Here is a 24,526-nt window from a genome sequence, read left to right as displayed (position 1 = left end):
TCTACTCCAGCGTCGTGTAGCGGTTCTTGAAATTCTTCCTGAATTCCGCGACGGTCAACGGTTCCGGGTCCCCCATATTATGGGGATCACGCAAGTGTATCTTCCCCTTGTCATCCACAGCGGTCACCTCGTAAGCATGACCAACGGTGAGTTCCTTGTCGAGCACCGGCCTCCTGGGGTCATGACCCTTCGTTCCGACCAGAACAGGGAATCCGTTGTCAAGTTTGTCCCTCAGGGTTTCCACCAGTTGCCGCTCAGGGCTCCTCCCCTGATAGTCATGACCTTTCGGGAAATCCTCCGAGTAAGCGGGAAGCCCAGTGAGCTGGGTGAGAATTTCCGCACGGATGTCAGGGTTCGATCCCAGGCCGAGGCGAAGGTATCCGCCGCCGCCCTTGGGGCGCTGGTCGTCCCATGTCTGATCGACCCCCGCGAGGGCTTTCTCCATGACCGCCACCCAAGCCACTTCGCCTCCGCCCGTCGAAGCGTAGGCCGGCATTTCGGGAGAGGGAGCCGGAACCGGAAGATCGGCGGTCACGGTGAGGACCGTCTTTCCCCCGGTGGCCTCGTAGTGCCTCCAGTCGCCGTCGAACGTATGCCGCACCTGATGGAGGGTTACCTCATATGTTCCGTCGCCGTTCTCCCGAATACGATCGGAGATGTCATCCGGCCTGTGTCCGGCCACCGCTCCGAGCGTCGCGATCACCCCACAGTCGCCGAGGCTTCCCTGTTCGGTCTGATCACGACGCGGCGGCCCGTCGAACAAGGGGACACGCTCTCCGTCGGGCCGTTCCAGCGGCCTGCCGTAGACGACGAGTGGGGCGCCGATCTCCTCCAGATACATCTCATTGAATTCCGGCCGCTCCACCGTTGCACGGGCGTCCTCCAACTGCTCGGCGGGCTTCCTGTCGAACACGGCGTCGCGGACCCTCCCCCATGCGGTGTCGAGGAAGGCGCCTTCAGGGTCGGCCTCATCAGGGACGAGCGGCCCCGAGGCGTCGGAAGGCGTCTCGACCGGCTCCGCGGGCGACATGTCCTCGCTCGACACGGTCCGCGCGTGCGTCGTCAGATGCCCGGGTTCTTCCGCCGCGTCACCGGGTTCTTCCGCCCCGTCACCGACGTACTCGCCGGGCTCCACGGAGTCCCACGAGTCGTCGAGGTCATCGGCATGCCCGTCGAGCCCGGGATGCGTATCCGTCGGCTCGAGTGGCTCCGGCGGCTCGAGTGGCTCCGTCGGCTCGCTCTCATGCTCTGCGTCCGTGACGTCGCCATGTGATGTGTCCGCCGCCGCATCGTCGCCCTCCCGCCCCCACTCGGGCTCCCCGGGCTCGTCCGCGCCATCGGGCTCCCCGGGCTCGCCGGGCTCGTCCGCGCCATCGGGCTCTTCGCGTTCCCCGGGCTCGTCCGCTCCATCGGGCTCTTCGCGTTCCCCGGGCTCGTCCGCGCCATCGGGCTCTCCGCGTTCCCCGGCGATCTCGGCGGACTCGGCTTGTCCATCGTCCGCGGGCTCTTCGGGGTCCGCCCAGGCGTCCGCAGAGTCCGTCTGCGCAGGAGTCGTCGTCTCGACGACGGGGGGAGCCTCGGGCCCCTTCTCCGCTGCGTACAACTCACTCATTCCGACCGTCCACCGCCACGACGCGCCATGTCTCCCCCGTCCTTCCGCCTCTGTCGGGTCGCTCGCTCGTCAGTCGCTCAGCACGCCTTGGCCTCGAGCGCCGACAGCGTCGGTTCCTGCTGTTCCTCTCCGGAGACCGCACCGGCCTCGGCGTCCCCGGCGTCGCCGACCCAGTGCCGCAACGCCTGGAGCGGTGTCAGGCCCTTCGCCTTGGCCCACCGAAGGCGTTCGGCCCATTGGACGCTCGCGTTGAAGGCGTCCGCACCGACCGCCTTGCGCACGACGAAGCCGGCTGCGTCATCGGTCGTCGCGGCCCACAGATACCCGACGACTTCACCTCGCAGAACCACGGCGACTCGGCGAACGGGCGACTCGGTGGTCGATGGGAACCTCGGCGGTGCATGGACCGTCCGGAATTCCGGGTCCTCCGACATGGCGCTCACGATCCTCATCCCTCAGCCCGTCGGCTGCTCGACCCGAGTGAGCACGACCGTCCAGTCCCCGGACGGGGAATCGAGGTCCTCGATCCGGTCCAGCTTCCACTCCTGGTCCTGGATCGGGAAAACGCCGCCGGGCTCCAGGGAATGGTCTGCCTCGGCACCCTCGACGACGACGACAAGGTCGACCAGTGGTGACAGGCCGTCACGTTCGGAAAGGTGCCTGACGAAGAGTCGAGCAAATCCCTTGTTGGCCTGCATGTTGCGCCAGAGCGCGATGTCCCGAACCGTCACTTTCCCGGAATCCCCCCAGGCCCAGCAGGTGCCACCGGCTTGCGGATCCGGCGCTCGAAGCAGGCCAGCGCCTGCCCGAAGCGCTTGCTCCACGCCTCCGACGGATCCGTGCAGCCCACGATCTTCTCGAGTACGGACGGCGCATACCGCCCGTGGTAGTACGCCCGGGTCCTCGTCCCCTTCCGGGCCTTGAAGCGCGACTCCCCGACCCGGCACGGGTCCTGGCCGTCCAGCTGGGCGCGCATCACCGCGGCCACGTGTTCGGCCAGCGCGCCCGGATCCGCGGGAGCGCCCACGCGGCTGTGCACCGCCCCGTCCACGGCCTGGCCGATCGCGCAGTCCAGGAGGCGGCCGCGGTACGGCTCCAGGTCGCGTCGCATCGCCTCGCCCGGCAGCGGTGTCGTCCAGCCCAGCAGATGGGCCGCCACCGTCATCTCCGCCCACAACGTGACCCGGAGCTCGGCCTGTTCCGTCAGCCGCTGGGCCCGGCGCAGGTCGCGCAGCGTGCACGGGACCGTCGAGCAGTCGGCGGCACACGCCCTGCTGCGCGGACCCGTCATGCCCGCCGCCGACGCCGCCCTGATCGCCCCCGCGTCCTCGCGGTCCGTACCGTCCCGCATCCGCACCAGCAGCGGGTAGTCCATGCCGTCCGTGAAGACGGCCGCCTCGCCCGGGCGCAGAGTGACCAGGTACTCGGACTGGGCCCGCGTGATGTTCATCGTCGCGCCGACCGCTTCGCGGTCGTCCAGTGCGGGCAGCCGGTGGACGACCTTCGCCGCCGTGTTCTTGATGACGTCGGGCAGCAGCTTGCTCGGGATCTGGTCCGCGATGACCAGCCCTTCCCCGTAGGCCCGGATCTCCGCCAGCAGGCCCGCGAACATCTCCACCGCGTGGGCGCTCGCGCCGCCTTCCTCGGCCCGGCGCAGCAAGCGGTGCGCCTCCTCGAACACCGTCAAGTGACGCAGAGGGAAGGAGAGTCGGCGGGTCACCCGTTGTTCCATGCGCAGGTACTCGACGAGCCGGATGAGGATCGTGCCCATCAGGAACGCCTTGTCCTTGTCGTCGCCGACGTCCTCGATCTCGAAGACGACGTTGCGCTGGAGCAGTGCGCCGAAGTCCAGCGGACGCCCGCCCTCGAGGAAACGGCCCGTCGTGCCGAGGCGCAGGCTGGCCAGGCGGATCTTGATGAAGCCCTGGACGTTGTCGGCGACCTCCTTGCCGTAGCCGATGTCCGACACGACCTGGAGGGCCGTGTGCTCCAGGTCCTCGAGGGTCGGATAGCGCGGCTCGGCCCCCGGGAACGTCGGCTCGCCGAGCGTCAGGTCCCAGCCCAGGTCCTCGTAGCAGCGCGTCAGTGCGGCGCTCAGGACCTGTGGGAACGGCTCCTGCGGGTCGAACGAGGCCAGGAAGAGGGCGCGCACCATGTCGAGGTGTGTCTGGAGCGGGAAGCGCTCGCCGCTCGCGTACGCGGACGGTTCCAGCGGATTGAGGCCGGCCGGGAGGGACTCCGGGTCGCCCGGCTTGATCACCACGACCTCGGCGGTGTCCCCGAGCCGCGCCGACATGAACCGGTACTCGGCCTTGGCCGGTTCCACGACCAGCCAGGGGATGCCCGCGCGGGTCGCCGACTCCAGCAGACCGCGCACGGTCTGCGACTTGCCGCCGCCGGTCGCCCCGCACACGAACGTGTGCCGGTTGAGCGTGGAGCGGGTCAGTTCGAGGTCGCCGACGGGACTGCGGTTGCGGTCCAGCACCGAGCCGAGGCGGACCGGCGCCGCTCCGTGCGGCGCGGGGCGGCCCGCGGTCTCGGGAGTGACGTCGAACTCCGGGCGCAGGGCGAACCGTACGCCGGGTATCTCCTGGCCCGGTGGCCGGGCGAGGGCCGCGAGCAGGTCCGAACCGGCGTGGAACGGGTACTCCTCCGGCGCCGGCAGGACACCGCCGAGGGCGGTGGCCAGGTCGCCGACCCGCCCGGTCGGGCGCAGCGCGTACGGCAGACCCTCCAGGTCCGCCGACGCGCACAGCAGGGCCGCCACCCGGGTCGCCTCCTCGGGCGTGCGCCCGCCGGCCAGCAGCCGTATGCGCCACAGTCCAGTGGCCGACGCCTTGGCCAGCTCCCTGTGGCGGCGCTCCAGCCGGGCCGCGGCGATGGCGTACTCGGGTGAGCTCTCCGCCTTGGCCTGGGCCCTGCGCCGCTCGTCGGCCACGTCACCGGTGAGTTCGTCGAGCTCCGCGGCAGGCACCGGCTCCGCGAACACCAGCCAGGCGAACGGTTCCTGCCACACCCCGAGGAGACAGTCCTCGAGGGTGGGACGTTGGGCAGCCGCTCCCGGGCTCGCCGGCCTCGGCTCGTCGTCGACCAGCAGCCCGTCGGTCACCGCGGCGACCGCGCTCCAGCAGGGGAAGGCGGCCATCAGGGCGGCTGCCGTGCCCGTCGGCTGCCGCAGGCCGCGCGCGCCCGCGGGCAGCCGCAGCAAGGACACCGTCCCGTCGGCCTCGTCCGTGCGGCCGCCCAGCAGGGCGCCGCCGCCGACGAGAATGTCGAGCGGGCCGTCGGTCGCTCTGCGCGCCCAGCCGACCAGCACCGCGCCGCCGGTCGGGTCGTGCGGGTGCGGGGCGTGGTGGGCGGAGACCAGCGCGGCGAGGCGTTGCGCCCGCAGCTCGTCCTCGCCGCCGGCAGGCCGGTCCTCGGACGGGCGCTGCCTCGGGACCTCGCGCAGCAGCGCGGCCTCCAGGCTCGCGAACCGCTGCCAGGTGACGCCGCCGAGGGGGTGGTCCGTCATATGAGTCCGGCCTGTTCGGCGCGGTCCCGCCGCTCCTCGGCCCGTTCGCTCCGGGGAATGGGGACGGGCTGGCGCGCGAGCGGTGTGGTTGGCAACGTCTCCCCCGTTGTCGATCTTGCGGCACCACCCTAGAGCCAGGGTCGAACGCGGCCAAGCCTTGCAACTGTGACGTCACTTTCCTTGTAACCAAGTGGACTTGGCAAGTCGATTCGGGCACCATGTGTCGGCTGCTGATCAATGACTGCAATCCGCTTCGGCGGACACGGGGGCGAGTTCAATCATCAGAGGCGTCTCTTCTGCCGCCCTCGGGACGGTCATTTCTCACCTGTCCACATTTGAGCGCCTGCACGGCGCCCATCTTCCTCAGGGCGAACTCATATGACCCATCCCGTTGATCCCCGCCAGCCGCAGGACCCGTACGGGTACGGCGGCCCGGCCCATCCCGACGGCGGATCCGGTCCGCCGCAGAACCCGGCCTACCCGCCCGGGCCCCCCGTCCCGCCCGGTCAACCCGCCCCGCCGCAGCAGGCGCCGTATCACGCACCGCCGCAGCAGCATGCCCACCCCACCCAGGCCGCGCCGCCCCAGCACCAGGCTCCGTACCAGGCTGCGCCCCCTCAGCAGCCGCCCCACCAGCAGCCCTCCTACCAGGCCGCGCCGCCGCAGCCTCCTTACCAGCAGCCTGCTTACCAGGCCGCGCCGCCGCAGCCTCCTTACCAGCAGCCTGCTTACCAGGCCGCGCCGCCGCAGCCTCCTTACCAGCAACAGCAGCCGTACCAGCCCCCGCAGTACACGCCGGGACAGCAGGCGCAGTACGCGCCCCCGCAGCCCGGCTACGGCGGGCAACCGCCGCACGCGGCACCGCAGCAGCAGGCGTTCGCGCCGCCGCAGTCGTTCGCGCCGACCCAGCCCCAGCAGCAATCGCCCGCGCAGACACCGCAGTTGTCGTACCCGCAGCAGCAGCAGCCTCACTACACCGTGGTGCCGACCGGCACGGGCGTTCCCCAGATGCGCCGTGGCGCCGACGCCACGTCGGTGGCCAGACTGCTGCTCAACGTGCCTCTCTTCCTGGGCAGTCTGCTGGTGATCTGGCTGATCTCGCGCGCCTTGCCGAGCGGCCTGGACATCGTCTTCATCATCGCCTGGCTCGCGTCCGGCGCCCTGGTGTTCCACCGCCCGACCGAACGCGGCCTGGCAAGGCTGCTGTTCAAGATGCGCCCGCCCACGGGCGCCGAACTGGCCGCGCTCCAGCCGCTCTGGGACGACGTCACCCGCCGCGCCGGGATCGACGGCCGGCAGTACGAACTGTGGATGGAGGACACGGACGAGCTCAACGCCTCCGCCGCCGCCGGTCACATCGTCGGCGTGACGCGCGGAGCGATGCGGCAGTCGCCCGAGCAGCTGTCGGCCGTGCTCGCCCACGAGCTGGGACATCACGTCGGCGGTCACTCCTGGGCCCTTCTGCTCGGCCTCTGGTACGCCGTGCCGGTCCGGATGTTCATGACCGTCGTGAAGTTCGTGACGCGCTTCCTGTTCTTCTTCACGGCCGAACTCTCCTGCCTGGCGGCCGGCGTCTTCGTAGTGGTCTTCGGCGCCTTCGCCATCGCGACCTTCATCGCCTTCCCGCCCGCCGTCGCCCTCTACGCGATCCCGTTCCTGCTCGCCTGGGCCGGACGACAGGGCGAACTGAGGGCGGACCGGTTCGCCGGCCAGCTCGGGTACGGGCCCCTGCTGATCTCCCTTTTCGAGAGCTGGCAGGCGGCGGGCCACGACGACGCCGCCCGCAAGGAGAGCCCCGTCGCCCGGCTCATGTCCTCGCATCCGCCCGTCCACCAGCGCATCCGCGCGCTCGAGACGTTCGTCGCCTGACCGGCCGGGAGCCTCACGCATGACTGTCGAAAGCACCGGGACCGGACAGCTCGGCCGCTATCTGCGCCTCTTCGACGCCGGCCAGCGTCTCGGCTGGGTCTACCGCGACCCCGAGTCGCTGCGCCGGCCCTTCGTCGAGCCCGAACCGCAGCGGGAGCAGGTGGCGGTCGGGTACGAGAACCGGGCGGCGGCCGCACGGCTGGACCATGACGAGCGTCGTGGCTCCGCCCTCAAAATAGGCGGCGGCGTCGCGGCGGTCTGCTTCCTGCTGGCCTACTTCGTCGACGCCGTCCTCGCGGTCCTCGGCGTCGTGGCGATCGTCGTCGCCCTGGCCCGGCTGGCCCTCGCCTCGCAGCGGCTCAGCTCCGCCGCCGGCGACCTCACGGCCCAACAGGGCGCCGTGGAGCAGCGGTTCCAGTCGTCCTGGCAGATGTGGCAGCAGCAGCGGCAGTACCACGAGAGTCAGCAGGAACAGTGGGTCCGCGGCCTCGACGCGTGGGGCACGCTGCCCCTCGGCCCCGACACCCGGCGCCTGGACGTCTTCGGCGGCAGCCAGCGCGGCCGCGAGGGCTTCCTCACCGTGTTCGGTACCTCCACGCTGCAGGAACGTCCCCTGATCGTGGTCGACCTGACACAGGCCCTGGTGTGCCGGGAGCTCTCCGTCCTCGCCGAGGCCGCCGGTGTGCCCGTCGACGTACAACTGCTGCCCAGCCGTATGGCCGAGAGCAGCATCGTCGGCGGACTGGCGCCGCACGAGCTGGTGCACGCGCTGGTGGAGGCGGTCCACGGGGACACCCCCGAGGCGGGCCGCGCCGAGCGTGCCGTCGACACCCGCATCCTCACGCAGCTGTGCGGCGCCCTCGGCGAGGACGTCTCCGTGGCCCGGCTGGGCGCGGGACTGCGCGTGCTGATGGGCGAGACCGACGACACCAAGTGCCTCGGCCGGGAGGAACGCAACCGGATCGCGGACGACCTGCTCAACGACAAGAACCGGGACCATGTGCGGGACAGCCTCTTCCGGCTGGTGTCCTTCATCCACCCGCTGGAACGGCTGGGCACCTCCCGAGAGGGACGCGGTCCCGGCTATCTCACCTGCCTCGCCATGGACTTCGGCGCGGGTTCGGCGAGCACGGAGTTGCTGGCCGACCTGGCCGTCCAGAGCGTGATGCGGCGGCTGACCTCCTTCCAGGAGACCGCGCCGTCCGTCGTCGTGGCCCTCGGCGAGCAGGGCGTCCAACGGCGCCACCTCGAACAGCTGGCACAGGTCTGCGAGCGACGCGGCTCCCAACTGGTGCTGCTGCACGCGCACTTGAGGGACGCCGCCGAGCAGATGATCGGCGGCGGCACGGTCGCCTTCATGCGGCTCGGCAACCACCAGGAGGCGAACGTCGCGGCGGACTTCATCGGCCGCGAGCACTCCTTCGTCCTGCACTCGCTGACGGACACCGAGGGCAGGACCGTCAACACCTCCGTCGCCAAGACGATCGGCTCCTCCGTCAGCAGGGGCACGACCTACAGCGAGTCCACCACCCACGGACGCAACTGGGGCAGCAGCAGCTCCACCAGCTACCAGGGCGGGTCCAACCCGTTCTCGTCGTCATCCTCCACCAACTCCGGCGGCAGCTACAGCGAGACGACGGGCACCTCCACCAGCGTCACGTACTCCACCAACGAGTCCACGACCCACACCACCGGCGACAGCGACAGCACCAGCCTCGCGACCGGACGGCAGCGGGTCTACGAGTACGTGCTCGAGCCCACGCAACTGCAGTCGCTCGCCGAGTTCAGCCTTCTGGTGGTGGAGCGGCGGGCCGGCGGCGCAGTTCTGGTGCACCCAGCCGACTGCAACCCCAACATCGTCTTCCTGGACCGGGTCAGCATGGCGCCCCTCCCCCGCTTCGACCCCGCCCCCGCGGCACAGATCCCGGCGCCGCAGCCCCCCGCGCCGCAGCAGCCGTACCCCGCGACTCCGCAGCAGCCGTACATGCCCGCACCCCAGTCCGTGGCGCCTCCACAGGCCTGGGCGTCGGCCGGACAGCAGCCGTACCCGGCCGCGCCCCAGCAGCCCTACGCGCCCGGCGTCCAGCCCTCGGCGCCTCAGCAGCCGCAGTGGCCGGCCCCGGGCCGGCCGCAGCACTCCGGGGGTGAATGGACTCAGGGGCCGCCCCCGAGCTGGCCCGGGCAGCAGCCGGGAACCCACCGGTGACCTCGGGCACGGCGCCGTCGGCGCCGTGCCCCCTCCGTGCGACCGCCGAGCGGATCAGGCCTGGGGAGCGGGGCCGCCGGGCGGGTTGCCGACCCTGTCGATGTCGGCGAGGACGGCTCGCGCGTTCTTGATGTTCAGTTCGAGCACCTCGCGACGGAAGTTCCCCGGATCCCGCCGGTAGTGGCTCTTGCCCACCTCTGAGGTGAAGGCACTGGCCGGGACCGCGTCCTGTCCTGCCGGAATGAACTTCGGGACCTCTTCATAGGCGGCGAGCGTGTAGGCCACCGTGTCGCGATACCGGTGATGCTCGGATTCCGGCGCGTTGAGAAGCCGCACGCCGGTGGATTCCGCGATCCGGAAGGCGACGTCGAGAAATTCACCGGGGTCGATGATCTCCGATGGTCGCGGTCCGCCGAACGCGGGCGGAGGCGGCGGGATCTCCTCGGCCATACGGAAGGTGAAGCGCCGGGTGTTGCCGCACTGCCTGCATGCGCCCTCGTACACCGCAACGACGTCGTCGCCGTGCTGTTCCAGACGATGCCGACGCTCGAAGTCACCGGAGCCGCACTCGCAGGGATGCAGATCCATGTAGAGGTGTGCTTCGGAGGATGAGCGTGCTGTCAACATGGCATGATCCTACGGGCCGTTGACGCATATGTAGGCGGAAGGTACGGGGGACGTGCTGCTACCGGAGTCCGAAGAGGCCACTGACGCTCAGCTCCATGCCCGGCAGGCGACGCTGGTCGCAGCGGTGGAACGCGATCTGGAACCCGTGGCGTTCGCCGTCCTGGGGGAACGGTTCCGCTCGTGCAGCAAGGTGCCTGCCACGGAGGACGAACGAGAGCACTTCCTTCTGGAGGACGCCCGGGGCGGTTCGGCCAAGATCTGCGTGGATGCCATTCCCCTGGAGAGCGGCACCATCGCCCAAACGGTGACGAACACGACGTCGGGCTACTTCATCGTGCAGATATCCGACCGTCTGCCGGACGAGCACCTGTCCCGCGTCCTCGCTCACGAAGTGGGTGAGCTCCTGGCCGTACGGGACCGGTCGGGCCAGGGGCTGGCGCCGGTACGCGAAAGCCTCTTGAGCCGAGGAGCGGAGATCGGTGACCGCCCCGAGTTGTCGAGCCAGGACCACGGGCGCGTCGGCCAGTTGAACTGGCTCGCGCGGCGCAGCACCGACGTCGAACTGCCGGAACAGGAGCGGACACGGGCTCGTGCCGACTTCTCGGCACTTCTCGACGTCTCCGGTCTTCGCCCGATGGCGGCCGTCGCCGACGAGGAGGCGTTCCTCGCGGAGAGCGCGGCGGCCCGCAGACGGTTCTTCGTCTCCACCCCGCACCTCTCTGCCGACGCCCGGCTCCTGGTCGACGACCTCGCCCACCCCGTGGAGCACCTGCCCCCCGCCGACGCCGCCGCCCTCCAGGCGTCCCGTGAAGCCGCCCGGCGTGCGGAACGGCAGGTGGAGGCGTTCATCGCCGGTCGGGACGTCACCATGCCCATGCCGGGATACGACCAGAACGGACTGCCGCTCCCCCGCGACCAGTTGGAATACGGGGCCGAGCAGTGGGCGGAGTACCGTGCGCAGGTCGGTCAGCGCACCGTCCGGGCGCTGGAGGGGCAGCTCGAAAGCGGACGGTTCCCGTTGCGCAAGGTGGTGATCGGCGGCGGGGCCAGCCTCACCGGACGCAGCCCGGACGCGCTGCTGATCGACGCCGCCGGCCGATGGCACCTGGACCCCGGTGACGGCATCGTGCAGTCCGCCGACCAGGACCGGGATCTCGCCCGGTGGATGGGCGTGGACCCCTACGCGGCGGTCGACGACCCCAGGCAGCGCATCTCCATCCACGCCGTCCGCATCTGGGAGGACCAGCTGGCCACCCAGGGCGACCTGGTGAACGGCCACGCCCGGCTGCGGCTCGGCCAAAACGGCGAACTGCTCGCCGAGGTCCGCCCGTTGGGCGACGACGGCAAGGAGAGCGCGACTCCCCTCTGGGTGGCCTGCGACGGAACTCCCAGCATCGCCACCGGTCTGACCCCCGAACTCCTCCCGGGGATGCCGCGCGGCGACTTCGGCGTGGAGAGCCGCGGCGAAGCCGTGCGGCTGATCAGCGACCGGCTCCGGGAGCTGGCGGGCGAGGGAGTCCCCGGTGCGGACGAGATGCGCGCCTGGCTGACGCAGGCCGAGCGGGGCGGCGCGGACACCCGTACCGTGCTCGACGCCCTGAACTCATCGGCGTCCTCGACGCTGAAGGACGCCCTCACCGCCGGCCTGGACGACGGTGCCGCCGCCCGCATGGGCAACTGCTTCACCGCCCTCGACTCGACTCTGAAATGGGAGACGGCGCGCGAGGCCGCGCCGGGACGGGCGCTGCTGGGCGACGAGGTCGCCGAGAGCCGCTTCGACGCCCACAGGGCCGAGGAGTGGATCGTCGTGGGTTCCGGCGGCACCGCCGTCGCCAACGCGGAGATCATCCTCAGGGAGAACCCCGACGCCCACGTCACGATCATCGGCTCGCGGCCGCCGCCCGCGCTCCTGCACCAGGTCCAGTACCCGGCGATGCTGGACAAGTACGGTCACGAAGAGGGCGGCGAGGGGCGTCTGTCGTTCGCCAGGGGACGCGTCGGCGCCATCGAGACCTACCAGGACGACAACGGCGTGACCCGCTTCCAGGTCCCCTACGTCGACCAGGAGACCAACGAGCCGAGAGTGGCCCGCGGCGACGGCTACGTCACCAGCCTCGGCCGCACCAACCCGCTGCCGCCCGCCCTCCAGGTCCTCGCGAACGAGGTGCGCGACCGGGGCGGCGAGATCTCCGGGGACCTGCTGTTCGACAGGGACGACCAGTACATCGGCTACGGCCTCACGTTCGCCGTGGACGGGCGGGAACACCGCGTCGACGTGGACGGCGCCGCCTCCTGGCAACTGCCGCGCGAGATCTTCGCCCCGGAGACGGGCCTCCAGGGCGAGCTGAACGCGATGGGCCTGCGCGGCCTGCCGTCCGAGACCGGCAACGCGGCACCCGGCTTCTCCCCGATCGCCCGCCAGAGCGCCCTGCGCGCACGCGCGGTCGCCGCGGCGGCGGCGGGCGCCCCCGACGCCGTACGCAGGCGGTCGACCGTCCCGCAACGCTGGCAGCGCCCCGACCTGGGCCCGGCGACGGCGGCACCGGCCGCAGGCCCGCAGCCGCCCGTCCCGCCCCGCGCGAAGGCCGAGCCCGTGGCGGAACGGACCCCGAGCCCCGCCACCACCCCCGAAGCGGCTCCGGCCCCGTCGAAGCCCCAGGCCCAAGCCCCGGCACCCTCCCAGCCCCAGCCCCAGGCCCAGGCCCAGCCCCAGGCCCCGGCCCCGGCCCCCGGCGTCTCCGGTTCGCACCTCTGGCAGGCGGGTGTGCCCCGGGGCGGCGCCCACCGCCCGCCCTCCCCGGCCCAGCCGCCGCAGCCGCAGCCGCCGGGTCACGAGCGGCCGGAACCGGGCGCCGGCCTGGGCGACTGACCCCTACATCCGGTCCGCGCGAGCGACAGGGCACGCGAAGGGCCCGGAGACGATGTCTCCGGGCCCTTTCTGCTTCACCGCTCCGCCCACCGACTCGGTCGGGCTCCGTCCGGCTGCGTCCCGCTCAGTCCGACGCCTGCTGCCGCTTGGGGCGCCAGACCACCAACGCGCTGGTCTGCTGCACCTCCTGATACGGCACCAGGTCGCGCCGGTAGGAGGCGTGCACCGCGGCCTCGCGCTGCTGCATGGCCGCCGCCGCGCCGTCGAGCGCCGCCTGCAGTTCCGCGGCCCGGGCCTGGAGAGCCGCCACCTGGTTCTCCAGCTCGATGATCCGCTTGATGCCGGCCAGGTTGATGCCCTCGTCCTGCGACAACTGCTGGACGGTGCGCAGCAGTTCGATGTCACGGGCCGAGTAGCGCCGCCCCCGGCCGGCCGTGCGGTCGGGGGAGACGAGGCCCAGACGGTCGTACTGGCGCAGCGTCTGCGGGTGCAGGCCGGAGAGCTGGGCCGCCACCGAGATGACGTAGACCGGGGTCTCCTCGGTCAGTTCATACGGGTTACGTCGACGGCCGTCCATCACTCTCATGCTCCCTTCGCGGCCTCGAACAGCTCCGCCCGCGGGTCCTCGCCCGCGGTCGCCTCGCGATACGCCTCGAGCGCGTCACGAGCCTTCCCCGACAGGTCCTTCGGGACACTCACCTCCACGGTGACCAGGAGGTCGCCGCGCGAGCCGTCCTTGCGGACCGCGCCCTTGCCCCGCGCGCGCATGGTGCGGCCGTTGGGCGTGCCGGGCGGCAGCTTCAGCGTCAGGGACGGTCCGCCGAGCGTCGGGACCTTGATCTCGCCGCCCAGGGCCGCCTCGGTGAACGTCACCGGCACGGTCACCGTCAGGTTGTCGTCCTTGCGGCCGAAGACCGGGTGGGAGCCGACGTGGACGACGACGTACAGGTCGCCCGACGGGCCGCCGCGCTCGCCCGGCGCGCCCTTGCCGCGCAGCCGGATGCGCTGGCCGTCCGTGACCCCTGCCGGGATGCGGACCTGCATGGTCCGGGAGGATTTGGCGCGGCCGCTGCCCTTGCACTCCATGCAGGGGTGCTCGGCGATCAGGCCGCGTCCCTTGCAGTCGGGGCAGGGGTCGGTCAGCGAGAAACCGCCGCCCGAGCCCCGTGCGACCTGGCCGGTGCCGACGCAGGTGGGGCACACGCGCGGGGTGCCGTTCTTGTCGCCGGTGCCCGAGCACGCCTTGCACGGCGACTGCGAGGACATCCGCAGCGGGACCGTGGCGCCCTCGATCGCCTCCGTGAAGGTCAGGGTGACCTCGGTGTCGATGTCCTGGCCGCGCCGGGGCTGGGTACGGGTCGTGCCGGCGCCACCGCGGTTGAACAGTCCGCCGAAGACGTCCCCGATGCCGCCGCCGAAGCCGCCGGAGGCGCCGCCGCCCTGGGCGCCGCCTCCGAAGAGGTCGCCCAGGTCGAAGTTGAAGGAGCCGCCGGCGCCCGGGCCCGGGCGGAAGCCGCCGTTGCCGAAGAGGGCGCGTGCCTCGTCGTACTCCTTGCGCTTCTTGGGGTCGCCGAGGACGTCGTTCGCCTCGGAGATCTCCTTGAAGCGCTCCTCCGCCTTGGCGTTGCCCTTGTTGGCGTCCGGGTGGTACTCGCGAGCGAGCTTCCGGTAAGCCTTCTTGATCTCGGCCTCGGTGGCGTCCTTGGGGACGCCGAGAACCTTGTAGAAGTCCTTCTCGATGAAGTCCTTGGTGCTCATCCTCGACGTCCCTCCTCTCGCGTCGTCACAACGACCGGCGCACCGGTCGTCTCAAGCTCAGCCCTCGTCCGGGCCACCGCTCTCCTTGTCGTCGGCGTTCTCGGCCGCGGCCGCGCCCGCTTCCGAGGAGTCGGCCTTCGCGGGCTGCGCGCCGGGCTGCGGCTCGGCCACGGCCACCCGCGCGGGGCGGATGGTGCGTTCGCCGATTCGATACCCCGGCTGCAGAATCGCCACGCACGTCGTCTCGGTGACGTCGGGCGCGTACGAATGCATGAGGGCTTCGTGGATCGTCGGGTCGAAGGGCTCGCCCTCCTTGCCGAACTGCTGCAGGCCCATCTTCGCCGCGACGGTCTCCAGCGACTCGGCCACCGACTTGAAGCCGCCGACGAGTTCGCCGTGTTCCCGCGCGCGGCCGATGTCGTCGAGCACGGGCAGGAGCTCGGTCAGGAGGTTCGCGATGGCGATCTCCTTGACCGCGATCCGGTCGCGCTCGACCCGGCGGCGGTAGTTCTGGTACTCGGCCTGGAGGCGCTGGAGGTCCGCGGTGCGCTCACCGAGCGCGGTGCGCACCTGGTCCAGCTGGGCCACCAGACCGGCTGTCTGGTTCGCGTCCCCGTCCGGGGCCGCCCCCTCCGCCTCGGCGGAGGAGGAGGCGGCCTTCGGCTCGGCGTCGTCAGGGGTGGCGCCGGAGGGGACGTCGGGCTTCTCCTCGAAGCCCGGGGTCTCCTCCGTCACGCGGCACCGTCCTTGCGCTCGTCGTCCACGATCTCGGCGTCCACCACGTCGTCGTCGGCCTTCGGGGCGTCGGCGCCCGGGGCGTCGGCGCCGGGCGCGGCCTGCGCGTCGGCGTACATGGCCTGGCCGACCTTCTGCGAGACCGCGGCGACCTTCTCGGTGGCCGTGCGGATCTCGGCGGTGTCCTCGCCCTTGAGCGCGGCCTTCAGCTCCTCGACGGCGGCCTCGACCTCGGTCTTGACCTCGCCGGGGACCTTGTCCTCGTTGTCCTTGAGGAACTTCTCCGTCTGGTAGACGAGCTGCTCGCCCTGGTTGCGGGCCTCGGCGGCCTCGCGGCGGCGGTGGTCCTCGTCCGCGTACTGCTCGGCCTCCTGGCGCATGCGGTCGACCTCGTCCTTCGGCAGCGAGGAGCCGCCGGTGACGGTCATCTTCTGCTCCTTGCCCGTGCCCAGGTCCTTCGCGGTCACGTGCATGATGCCGTTGGCGTCGATGTCGAAGGAGACCTCGATCTGCGGGACGCCGCGCGGGGCCGGCGGAAGACCGGTCAGCTCGAACATGCCGAGCTTCTTGTTGTACGCAGCGATCTCGCGCTCGCCCTGGTAGACCTGGATCTGCACCGACGGCTGGTTGTCCTCGGCCGTCGTGAAGATCTCCGAACGCTTCGTCGGGATCGTGGTGTTGCGCTCGATCAGCTTGGTCATGATGCCGCCCTTGGTCTCGATGCCGAGGGACAGCGGGGTGACGTCGAGGAGCAGGACGTCCTTGACCTCGCCCTTGAGGACACCGGCCTGGAGCGAGGCGCCGATCGCGACGACCTCGTCCGGGTTCACGCCCTTGTTGGCGTCCTTGCCGCCGGTCAGCTCGCGGACGAGCTCGGCGACGGCGGGCATGCGGGTCGAGCCGCCGACGAGAACGACGTGGTCGATCTCGGAGAGGTTGATGCCGGCGTCCTTGATGACGTTGTGGAACGGCGTCTTGCAGCGCTCCAGCAGGTCGGCCGTCAGCTGCTGGAACTGGGCGCGGGTGAGCTTCTCGTCCAGGTGCAGCGGGCCCTCGGCGGACGCCGTGATGTAGGGCAGGTTGATCGAGGTCTCGGTGGACGAGGACAGCTCGATCTTCGCCTTCTCGGCGGCCTCGCGCAGGCGCTGCAGGGCCATCTTGTCCTTGGCGAGGTCCACGCCGTGGCCGGTCTTGAACTGCTGCACCAGGTAGTCGACGACACGCTGGTCCCAGTCGTCGCCGCCGAGGTGGTTGTCGCCGTTCGTGGCCTTCACCTCGACGACGCCGTCACCGATCTCCAGGAGCGACACGTCGAAGGTGCCGCCGCCGAGGTCGAAGACGAGGATCGTCTGGTCGTCCTTGTCGAGGCCGTACGCGAGCGCGGCCGCGGTGGGCTCGTTGACGATGCGAAGGACGTTGAGACCGGCGATCTCGCCGGCTTCCTTCGTCGCCTGACGCTCGGAGTCGTTGAAGTACGCCGGGACGGTGATGACCGCGTCGGCCACCTTCTCGCCCAGGTAGGCCTCCGCGTCGCGCTTGAGCTTCTGCAGGATGAACGCGCTCATCTGCTGCGGGTTGAAGTTCTTCCCGTCGAGCTCGATCGTCCAGTCCGTGCCCATGTGGCGCTTCACGGACCGGATGGTCCGGTCCACGTTGGTGACCGCCTGGCGCTTGGCCACCTCGCCGACGAGCACCTCGCCGTTCTTGGCGAAGGCGACGACGGACGGCGTGGTCCTGGCACCCTCGGCGTTGGTGATGACGGTGGGCTCGCCGCCCTCCAGAACGCTGACGACGGAGTTGGTTGTGCCCAGGTCGATGCCGACCGCACGTGCCATGGTGATCTTCCTCCAGCTGACTTGAGTGGAACGGACTCAAGTGTGCACGACGGCCACCGCTCGGTCAACAGACCTGAGTCGGCCCCACTCAACTCTTATCCGTTCCTTACACGCAAGGAGGCGTTGACCTGCGCGGATACGGAGCGCCCTGCTCGTCGCAGCCCGGAATCCGGGTGAGATCCAGCGGCCTCAGATTGACGCCGGGGCGCGTACACGGGGGCGGGACGCGACTCCGTGCGCGGCCCGGGACGCGGGGCGGGCCGCTCCTCCTGAAGAGCCCGACGCGCACGCGGCGCGCGCGGATCGCGAGCGTCCCGGGGATCCCGAGCGTCACCCCGAGCGTCCCGGGGATCACGGGGTTCACGACGGCTCGCGCGCGCGTCGCGCGCGCCACCGGTTCGGCCGCCGCGGCCCTCAGGAGCCGCACGTCCCGCACGCGCGCGTGGAGGCCCGTACACCGAGACGCGCAGCAGCCCGGGCACGACGACGAGCATCCCGCCGGCCACCCACAGCACCGCCGACACCTGTACCCACCCGGCGTGCGCCAACACCCCGACGAGCACGGTCGCGAACGCCGCGACGCCGAGCAGCACGGTCACGCCCTGGGGGGTGAGCCCGAGCCGCCGCAGCCGGTGGGCGAGATGGTCGGGCGCGCCGCGCAGCAGCGGCCGTCCGGCCAGTCGCCGTGACACGGCCACCAGGACGACGTCGGCCCCGGCGACCGCGGTGAGCGCGAACAGCACTCCCGTGCCGGCGACCGGATCCTGTCCCGCGCGGGCGATCACGGCGGCCGCGGCGAGCAGGAAGCCCGCGAAGAGCGAGCCGCACGCGCCGAGCGCCACGCGCGCGGGGGGCCAGTTGTGCATGAGGAACCCGGTCAGCGCGGCGGCGAACACGCTGAGCAGCACCACCAGCCCGTCCATGACCTCGACGGCGACGCAGGCGGCCACCCCGAAGGCCGTGACGACCCCGACGGTCCCGGCCACCCCGTCGGCGTGGTCGAGGGCCCGGAAGGCGAGGGCCACGAAGGTGATCCAGGCGACGCCGACCACCCCGGCGAGCGGCCCGGTGTCGCCGTAGGGCACCACGAAGGCCGCCGCGACCGCGGTGCCGACCGCCAGGAGGCGGACGTGGAGCCGCCACACGTCGGCGATCAGCCCCAGCGCGGCGACGGCGCCCGCGGCGACGAGCAGCACCTCGATCCGGTCCCCGAGCGGGGCGATGCCGGCCCGGTCGCCGACGACCGCGACGAGACAGGTGGCGAGCACGACGGCGGCGCCCCCGAACAGCGGTACCCGCCGCTGGCGCTGCCGCCGGTCGAGCAGTCCGAGACGCAGAGCGGGCACGCGCAGCAGCGCGGCGAGGACGGCGGAGAGGAACAGGGCGATGGCGGCGGCGACGATCCCGTAGAGCACGGATATAAATTAGTCATAAATGTACCAATTTGGTACGAATAACACGGCCGGGTTGTGGCCGGATCCTGAGGCAACCCTCAGCGATTCAGATCACTCCGCATCCCGCTACAGTGCGACGGAGAATACGGGGTAGTCTCAGACGGACTGCATAAGTTACCGCTTAGTAATCACTGACGAAGTCCCCCTCGCAGGCCCGAGGAGCCCCCAAATGCAACTCGCCGCGATCATCGTGTCGCTGGTCCTGACCGTGGTCGGCGTCGCGCTGCTCGCACGCGCCATCGGTCAGTTCGTCCGGTACTTCAAACTGGGCCAGCCGGTCCCGGCCGGAACCCGGACCGACAACCCCTACGCGCGCAGCGTGACCCTGGTACGGGAGTTCCTCGGCCACACGCGGATGAACCGCTGGGGCATCGTCGGCTTCGCCCACTGGTTCGTCGCCGTCGGTTTCCTCACTCTTCCGCCGACCCTGGCGCAGGCCTTCGGCCAGCTCTTCGAGGCCGACTGGACGCTGCCGGTCATCGGCGGCTTCCTGCCGTTCGAGCTCTACATCGAGTTCATCGGCGTGATGACGATCCTCGGCATCGCCGTGCTCATCGTGATCCGGCTGCTGAACCTGCCCTCGCGGGCGGGCCGCAAGTCCCGCTTCGCGGGCTCCAAGGCGGGCCAGGCGTACTTCGTCGAGTACGTCATCCTCACCATCGGCCTCGCGATCTACACCCTGCGCGGCCTCGAGGGCGCGATTCACCACGTGGACCACTACGAGGCCGCGTACTTCGCCTCATACCCCCTGGTCCTGGCCTTCAAGGGGCTGAGCGTCGGCGCGCTGCAGAACCTGATCTACCTCACCGCGATGGTGAAGATCAGCACCTCGTTCATCTGGATGATCGTGGTCTCGCTCAACACCAACATGGGCGTGGCCTGGCACCGCTTCCTGGCGTTCCCGAACATCTGGTTCAAGCGCGAGGCGACCGGCGGGACGGCCCTCGGCGGCCTGCAGCCGATGACGTCCGGCGGCAAGCCGATCGACTTCACCGACCCCGGCGACGACGACGTCTTCGGCGTCTCCCAGGTCGAGCAGTTCTCCTGGAAGGGCCTGCTCGACTTCTCCACCTGCACCGAGTGCGGCCGCTGCCAGTCGCAGTGCCCCGCCTGGAACACCGGCAAGCCCCTCTCCCCCAAGCTCCTGATCATGTCCCTGCGGGACCACGCCCACGCCAAGGCGCCCTACCTGCTGGCAGGCGGCGGCAAGACGATGGAGGGCGAGGAGAAGGCGAGCGAGGAGCAGCTCAAGGACGTCCCCGCGGCGGCTCTCGCGGAGGCCGAGCGCCCGCTGATCGGCACCGCCGAGGAGAACGGCGTCATCGACCCGGACGTCCTGTGGTCCTGCACCACTTGCGGCGCCTGTGTCGAGCAGTGCCCGGTGGACATCGAGCACGTCGACCACATCGTCGACATGCGCCGCTACCAGGTGATGATCGAGTCCGCGTTCCCGTCCGAGGCGGGCACGATGCTCAAGAACCTGGAGAAGAAGGGCAACCCCTGGGGCCTGGCCAAGAAGCAGCGCCTGGAGTGGCTGAAGGAAGTCGACTTCGAGGTGCCGGTCGTCGGCAAGGACATCGAGGACCTGACCGAGGTCGAGTACCTGTACTGGGTCGGCTGCGCGGGCGCCCTCGAGGACCGCGCGAAGAAGACCACGAAGGCCTTCGCCGAGCTGCTCCACATCGCGGGCGTGAAGTTCGCGATCATGGGCGGCGACGAGAAGTGCACCGGTGACTCCGCCCGCCGTCTCGGCAACGAGCCCCTGTTCCAGGAGCTCGGCATGGAGAACGTCATGGCGCTGAACATGGCGTTCGGCGAGGAGACGGACGACGAGGGCAACGTCACGCCCGAGTCGAAGAAGCCGAAGTCGGCGAAGAAGATCGTCGCCACCTGCCCGCACTGCCTCAACACCCTGGGCAACGAGTACCCGCAGCTCGGCGGCGACTACGAGGTCATCCACCACACCCAGCTGCTGCAGCACCTGGTGGACGAGGGCAAGTTGATCCCGGTCACCCCGGTCGAGGGCATCATCACGTACCACGACCCCTGCTACCTGGGCCGCCACAACAAGATCTACACGCCGCCGCGCGAGATCATCGCCAACGTGCCGGGCCTGCGCAACGAGGAGATGCACCGCCACAAGGAACGCGGCTTCTGCTGCGGCGCCGGCGGCGCGCGGATGTGGATGGAGGAGCGGATCGGCAAGCGCATCAACAACGAGCGCGTCGACGAGGCCCTCTCCCTGAACCCCGACATCGTCTCGACGGCCTGCCCGTTCTGCCTCGTCATGCTGACCGACTCGGTCAACGGCAAGAAGAACGAGGGCAAGGCGAAGGAGTCCATCCAGGTCGTGGACGTCTCCCAGCTCCTCCTGGAGTCGGTCAAGACCCCGGTCGACGACGAGCCCCCGGCCGACGGCACGCAGGCCGCCGACGAGCCGGAACCGCAGCCAGTGAAGTAGCCGCAGCCGGATCCGGTGAAGTAGCCCGTACGGCCGCACCGACGCCCCCGTGTCCCGCCCGGACACGGGGGCGTCGCCGTTCCCTGCCCGCCCCCTTCCGCCCCTCCCCCTCGCCGCTCCCTCTCAACTCCCACGGTATTCCCGACCCTTGTAACCCTGACGACCCTGAGGGCGCTCCCCCGGACAACCACTGACTCCAGCTGCGTCCGTCCCCTTAGGGGATGTCACAGCTCGGCAGCAAAGCCGTGCGCGGACGGCGGCCCTGGCACGTCATTCTTCGGGACCAGGTACGTTCGAAGACGTGGCTGGATTCAGGATCGGACGCGGCGGCCGGGACGACCGCGCCCCGCAAGCGCGACCGCAAAACCCTCCGTACGGGCAGCAGACGCCCCGGGGACCGTCGAGGTCCCCGAGACCGTCGGGCCCCTCGGCGCCGTCCGGGCCGTCGGGACCTTCGTACGGCTACCCGTCGGCCCAGCAGCCGTACCCGCCGCAGCGACCGCAGTACGGCGGCACGGGCGGCGGCCAGTGGCCGCAGGGGAACGGCGGCGGATACGGCGGCCAGAACGGCGACGAGCCGGAGTACTTCGGCGGCGACGCCCCGTACGGGGCTCCGGGCGGTCCCGGCGCCGGCGCTCCGGGGGGCGTCCCGCACGACCCGTACGCCGCGAACAACCCGGGCCACACCCAGGCCTTCTCGATCGACGAGCACCAGCAGTACGACCCGTACAACCAGGGCGGTACGTACCACGCCGGCTCGGCCCCGGCCGGCCCGGTCGGCCCACGGCTGCACTGGAAGGAACTGCTGAAGGGCATCGTCCTCGCCCCCAAGCAGACGTTCCTGCAGATGCGGGACTACACGATGTGGGGCCCCGCCCTCGTCGTCACGTTCCTCTACGGCCTGCTCGCGGTGTTCGGCTTCGACGGCGCGCGCAAGGACGCGATCAACGCGACGCTCTCCAACGCGATCCCGATCGTCCTGACGACGGCCGTCGCGATGGTGCTCAGCTCCTTCGTGCTGGGCGTCGTCACCCACACGCTGGCCCGCCAGCTCGGCGGCGACGGCGCCTGGCAGCCCACGGTCGGCCTCTCCATGCTGATCATGTCCCTGACCGACGCCCCGCGCCTGGTCGTCGCGATGTTCTTCGGCGGCGACGCCTCGTTCGTACAGCTGCTGGGCTGGGCGACCTGGGTGGCGGCCGGCGCCCTCCTCACCCTGATGGTCAGCCGCTCCCACGACCTGCCGTGGCCGAAGGCGCTGGGCGCGTCGTCGATCCAGCTGATCGCGCTGCTGTCGATCGTCAAGCTGGGCACGTTCTGACGGCCGGCGGACACCGAAAGGCCCCCGCGGACGGACCTCGCACGGTCCCCCGTCGGGGGCTTTCCCTTCCCCGGAGACGGGCCTTCCCTGAAGCGCATGCCTGGCGCGTGACCGGCTGCTGTTCTCGAGGACCGGGCGGCGCGAAGTAAGTGCGGTCATCACGCCGGCGACGGTCACGAGGGCGCCGGCCAAGATCTTGGCAACGTCGTCCAGGCGCTTTCCGACCCTGGCCCCGATCTCTGCGGGCGTAGGCACAGCTTCCTGTACGTTGCCCGGGTTCGGCACCTCGAACAGGGCAGGCACGGCCACCTGGACCGATCCACCTCAGGTGTGACCGAACTCGAGCCACGAGTGGCCGTAGGCGCAGGACGGGACGAATACGGTGATCGCCAGGACGGGCTGCCGGACGTCGCTTTCACCAGGCCCCGACCGCCTGATCCGCACGGGGCGAGCCCGTCCGCGACGAAGACTCCCGTCGGGCGACGCTCAGAACGGCGTCGGGCACGTACCCGCCGTCGGCGATGGCCTGCGCCGGCTCGCGGACGGCCGTCCCGCACTGCTCCTACGTGAGGTTCTCGCGTGCCGGCTCCGCGCCGCCGCTCACACCTGGGTCCGGTGGAAGTTCAGGAAGGAACGGGAGGCCGTCGGGCCCCGCTGACCCTGGTACCTGGAGCCGTACCGCTCACTGCCGTAGGGGGACTCGGCCGGCGAGCTGAGCTTGAACATGCACAGCTGGCCGATCTTCATCCCGGGCCAGAGCTTGATCGGCAGGGTGGCGAGGTTGGACAGCTCCAGCGTCACGTGCCCGGAGAAGCCGGGGTCGATGAACCCGGCGGTGGAGTGGGTGACCAGGCCGAGCCGCCCGAGCGAACTCTTGCCCTCCAGCCGGGAGGCCAGGTCGTCGGGCAGCGTGATGACCTCGTACGTCGAGGCGAGCACGAACTCACCGGGATGCAGGATGAACGGCTCGTCGCCCTCGGGCTCCACGAGCCGGGTGAGATCGGCCTGCTCGACGGAGGGGTCGATGTGCGGGTACCGGTGATTCTCGAACACCCGGAAGTACCGGTCGAGCCGGACATCGATGCTCGACGGCTGCACCATGGATTCGTCGTAGGGATCGATCCGTACACGTCCGGCGTCGATCTCGGCCCGGATGTCCTTGTCTGAGAGAAGCACGTCCCGAGGATACGCAAGGCGCGCGGAGCCACCACAATCGGACGACTCCACGCGCCGGGCGGCAAGCTGCCGCCTCTGTCCCCTACTACGTCTTACGTGCCGCTACGCACTACGGCGACCTCTGGCCTCACGGCTGCCGCTCCTCGTGCGGGCACCGCTTCCCCGCCGTCACCGCCTCTCGAGAATCACCGGTACGGCGTTGCGCAGCCGGGCGCAACGAGGACACCGGACAAGCCGCCCGGGACCGAGCCGCTCGGCCTGCTGCATCGGGAACGAAGTGGTGCTGAACACGTGCCCATCGGCACAACGGACGACGGTGCGCTCCATCAAGTCCTAGAGTCCCTTCCCCAAAGAGCCGCGTCCGGCTACTGCTCGCCGGACACTGAAAGCCACATTACGGGACGAACGGGACGGCCCTCCAGGCGGCACTCCGACCCCGCCCGACCCCACTTCCACGCCCCCACCGTACGCCCCAACTCCGGCCGTCCGCAGCTTGATCCCGCCGCTGAAACGCACTCAGGCCCCAGGGCTTCAGCGCCCGGGGCCTGGCATGAGGTAGAGTGACGGAGCGTTCCGACACCGGTGCCGACCGGCGTCTTACGCGGGTGTAGTTTAATGGTAGAACATCAGCTTCCCAAGCTGAGAGCGCGAGTTCGATTCTCGTCACCCGCTCCATGCGAAACCCCCGGGTCGATGACCCGGGGGTTCTTTGTTGTCCAGACCAGTGGACGGGGTGCGCACCGCATCCGCACCATAAGGGCGTAGCCAGCTGCCTGTGGGCTTCTCATGGTGGTGCGCGGGGTCGTGATCCCTTCCCTTGTGGCGCTTCGCACGTTCGGCGCAGACCAGGTCGTCGAGGCCGGCCGCGAGATCCCGCTGTCGCTCCTCGTCGGAGTGCTGATAGATCGGCGCGGCTTTCTCGGACGACTGGTCGACGCGGACCATCGTGTCCTTGAGGGTCGCGCCCCGAACGGGTCGAGAGCGTGTGTCCGGTGTGCCGAAGGTCGTAGAAGCGGAAGCCGTCCGGGAAACCGGCGACAGCACGGGCCCGACGCCGCTTACGGCCGAACGAGGTGCGCCGGTTCGGCG

General features: G+C 70.6%; 16 protein-coding genes, 1 tRNA gene and 1 pseudogene. 6 read left to right on the top strand and 12 right to left on the bottom strand.

What is annotated here, in order from left to right; translation table 11 throughout:
• Nucleotide 1: 1 nt before the first annotated feature.
• From ACZ7DE_RS26265 to ACZ7DE_RS26250, 4 genes are all read right to left on the bottom strand, one after another.
• Nucleotides 2-1,612: a C2 family cysteine protease gene (locus tag ACZ7DE_RS26265; protein ID WP_470765246.1), complete on the bottom strand. Its 1,611-nt coding sequence runs from the start codon at nucleotides 1,610-1,612 to the stop codon at nucleotides 2-4.
• Nucleotides 1,613-1,689: 77 nt separating this feature from the next.
• Nucleotides 1,690-1,962 carry a hypothetical protein gene (locus ACZ7DE_RS26260; protein ID WP_470765245.1) on the bottom strand — a complete coding sequence of 91 codons (273 nt, stop codon included), beginning with the start codon at nucleotides 1,960-1,962 and terminating at the stop codon, nucleotides 1,690-1,692.
• Nucleotides 1,963-2,067: 105 nt separating this feature from the next.
• A complete protein-coding gene (locus ACZ7DE_RS26255; RefSeq protein WP_470765243.1) occupies nucleotides 2,068-2,343 on the bottom strand; it encodes a DUF6406 domain-containing protein in 276 nt (91 codons plus the stop codon).
• On the bottom strand, nucleotides 2,340-5,126 hold the full coding sequence (locus ACZ7DE_RS26250) for an ATP-binding protein (RefSeq protein WP_470765240.1): 2,787 nt from the start codon (nucleotides 5,124-5,126) through the stop codon (nucleotides 2,340-2,342). The genes ACZ7DE_RS26255 and ACZ7DE_RS26250 overlap by 4 nt, the downstream gene beginning before the upstream one ends.
• Before the next feature lie 378 nt (nucleotides 5,127-5,504).
• Between ACZ7DE_RS26250 and ACZ7DE_RS26245 the strand changes: the two genes are divergently transcribed.
• Both ACZ7DE_RS26245 and ACZ7DE_RS26240 read left to right on the top strand, forming a co-directional pair.
• Complete coding sequence (locus ACZ7DE_RS26245; RefSeq protein WP_470765238.1) at nucleotides 5,505-6,995, top strand: M48 family metalloprotease; 1,491 nt, start codon at nucleotides 5,505-5,507, stop codon at nucleotides 6,993-6,995.
• A gap of 19 nt (nucleotides 6,996-7,014) precedes the next feature.
• A complete protein-coding gene (locus tag ACZ7DE_RS26240; RefSeq protein ID WP_470765236.1) occupies nucleotides 7,015-9,201 on the top strand; it encodes a hypothetical protein in 2,187 nt (728 codons plus the stop codon).
• 54 nt (nucleotides 9,202-9,255) lie between these two features.
• Here the strand turns inward: ACZ7DE_RS26240 and ACZ7DE_RS26235 are convergent, their stop codons facing one another.
• Nucleotides 9,256-9,828, bottom strand: coding sequence for a hypothetical protein (locus tag ACZ7DE_RS26235; RefSeq protein WP_470765233.1), 573 nt, complete (start codon nucleotides 9,826-9,828; stop codon nucleotides 9,256-9,258).
• A 52-nt stretch (nucleotides 9,829-9,880) separates the two neighbouring features.
• On the opposite strand from ACZ7DE_RS26235, the gene ACZ7DE_RS26230 reads away from it, so the two are divergent.
• Entirely contained in the window at nucleotides 9,881-12,697 is a 2,817-nt protein-coding gene (locus ACZ7DE_RS26230; protein WP_470765231.1) for a hypothetical protein, read from the top strand.
• A 124-nt stretch (nucleotides 12,698-12,821) separates the two neighbouring features.
• Here ACZ7DE_RS26230 and ACZ7DE_RS26225 read toward each other — a convergent pair whose 3' ends face one another.
• The 5 genes from ACZ7DE_RS26225 to ACZ7DE_RS26205 all read right to left on the bottom strand — a co-directional run bounded on the left by ACZ7DE_RS26225 (nucleotide 12,822) and on the right by ACZ7DE_RS26205 (nucleotide 18,440).
• On the bottom strand, nucleotides 12,822-13,274 hold the full coding sequence (locus ACZ7DE_RS26225) for a heat shock protein transcriptional repressor HspR (protein ID WP_470765229.1): 453 nt from the start codon (nucleotides 13,272-13,274) through the stop codon (nucleotides 12,822-12,824).
• Between the two features lie 5 nt (nucleotides 13,275-13,279).
• The gene (gene dnaJ, locus ACZ7DE_RS26220) at nucleotides 13,280-14,455 is read right to left on the bottom strand and encodes a molecular chaperone DnaJ (protein ID WP_470765226.1); all 1,176 of its coding nucleotides are present in this window, start codon (nucleotides 14,453-14,455) and stop codon (nucleotides 13,280-13,282) included.
• Between the two features lie 57 nt (nucleotides 14,456-14,512).
• The gene (gene grpE, locus ACZ7DE_RS26215; RefSeq protein WP_470765224.1) at nucleotides 14,513-15,190 is read right to left on the bottom strand and encodes a nucleotide exchange factor GrpE; all 678 of its coding nucleotides are present in this window, start codon (nucleotides 15,188-15,190) and stop codon (nucleotides 14,513-14,515) included.
• Nucleotides 15,187-17,025, bottom strand: coding sequence for a molecular chaperone DnaK (gene dnaK, locus ACZ7DE_RS26210; protein WP_470765222.1), 1,839 nt, complete (start codon nucleotides 17,023-17,025; stop codon nucleotides 15,187-15,189). The genes grpE and dnaK overlap by 4 nt, the downstream gene beginning before the upstream one ends.
• 95 nt (nucleotides 17,026-17,120) lie before the next feature.
• Complete coding sequence (locus ACZ7DE_RS26205) at nucleotides 17,121-18,440, bottom strand: MraY family glycosyltransferase (RefSeq protein WP_470765220.1); 1,320 nt, start codon at nucleotides 18,438-18,440, stop codon at nucleotides 17,121-17,123.
• A gap of 208 nt (nucleotides 18,441-18,648) precedes the next feature.
• Here ACZ7DE_RS26205 and ACZ7DE_RS26200 point away from each other — a divergent pair, with 208 nt between their 5' ends.
• Together ACZ7DE_RS26200 and ACZ7DE_RS26195 are read left to right on the top strand one after the other, a co-directional pair.
• On the top strand, nucleotides 18,649-20,940 hold the full coding sequence (locus ACZ7DE_RS26200; RefSeq protein ID WP_470765218.1) for a (Fe-S)-binding protein: 2,292 nt from the start codon (nucleotides 18,649-18,651) through the stop codon (nucleotides 20,938-20,940).
• 301 nt (nucleotides 20,941-21,241) lie between these two features.
• Nucleotides 21,242-22,261: a Yip1 family protein gene (locus ACZ7DE_RS26195; RefSeq protein WP_470765216.1), complete on the top strand. Its 1,020-nt coding sequence runs from the start codon at nucleotides 21,242-21,244 to the stop codon at nucleotides 22,259-22,261.
• Nucleotides 22,262-22,861: 600 nt separating this feature from the next.
• Here ACZ7DE_RS26195 and dcd read toward each other — a convergent pair.
• On the bottom strand, nucleotides 22,862-23,437 hold the full coding sequence (gene dcd, locus ACZ7DE_RS26190; protein WP_327316674.1) for a dCTP deaminase: 576 nt from the start codon (nucleotides 23,435-23,437) through the stop codon (nucleotides 22,862-22,864).
• Nucleotides 23,438-24,038: 601 nt separating this feature from the next.
• On the opposite strand from dcd, the gene ACZ7DE_RS26185 reads away from it, so the two are divergent.
• Nucleotides 24,039-24,112 (top strand) — tRNA-Gly (locus tag ACZ7DE_RS26185).
• On the opposite strand, the pseudogene ACZ7DE_RS26180 reads toward ACZ7DE_RS26185, so the two are convergent.
• A pseudogene (locus tag ACZ7DE_RS26180) lies at nucleotides 24,101-24,524 on the bottom strand (hypothetical protein); the annotation flags it as partial. The gene ACZ7DE_RS26185 and the pseudogene ACZ7DE_RS26180 sit on opposite strands and share 12 nt — an antisense overlap.
• Between the last annotated feature and the right edge of the window lie 2 nt (nucleotides 24,525-24,526).

The organism is Streptomyces sp. NPDC037083 (genome assembly GCF_055606485.1).
The sequence above is the reverse complement of the archived record's forward strand: the minus strand, read 5'-3'. Positions and strand labels throughout refer to the sequence as shown.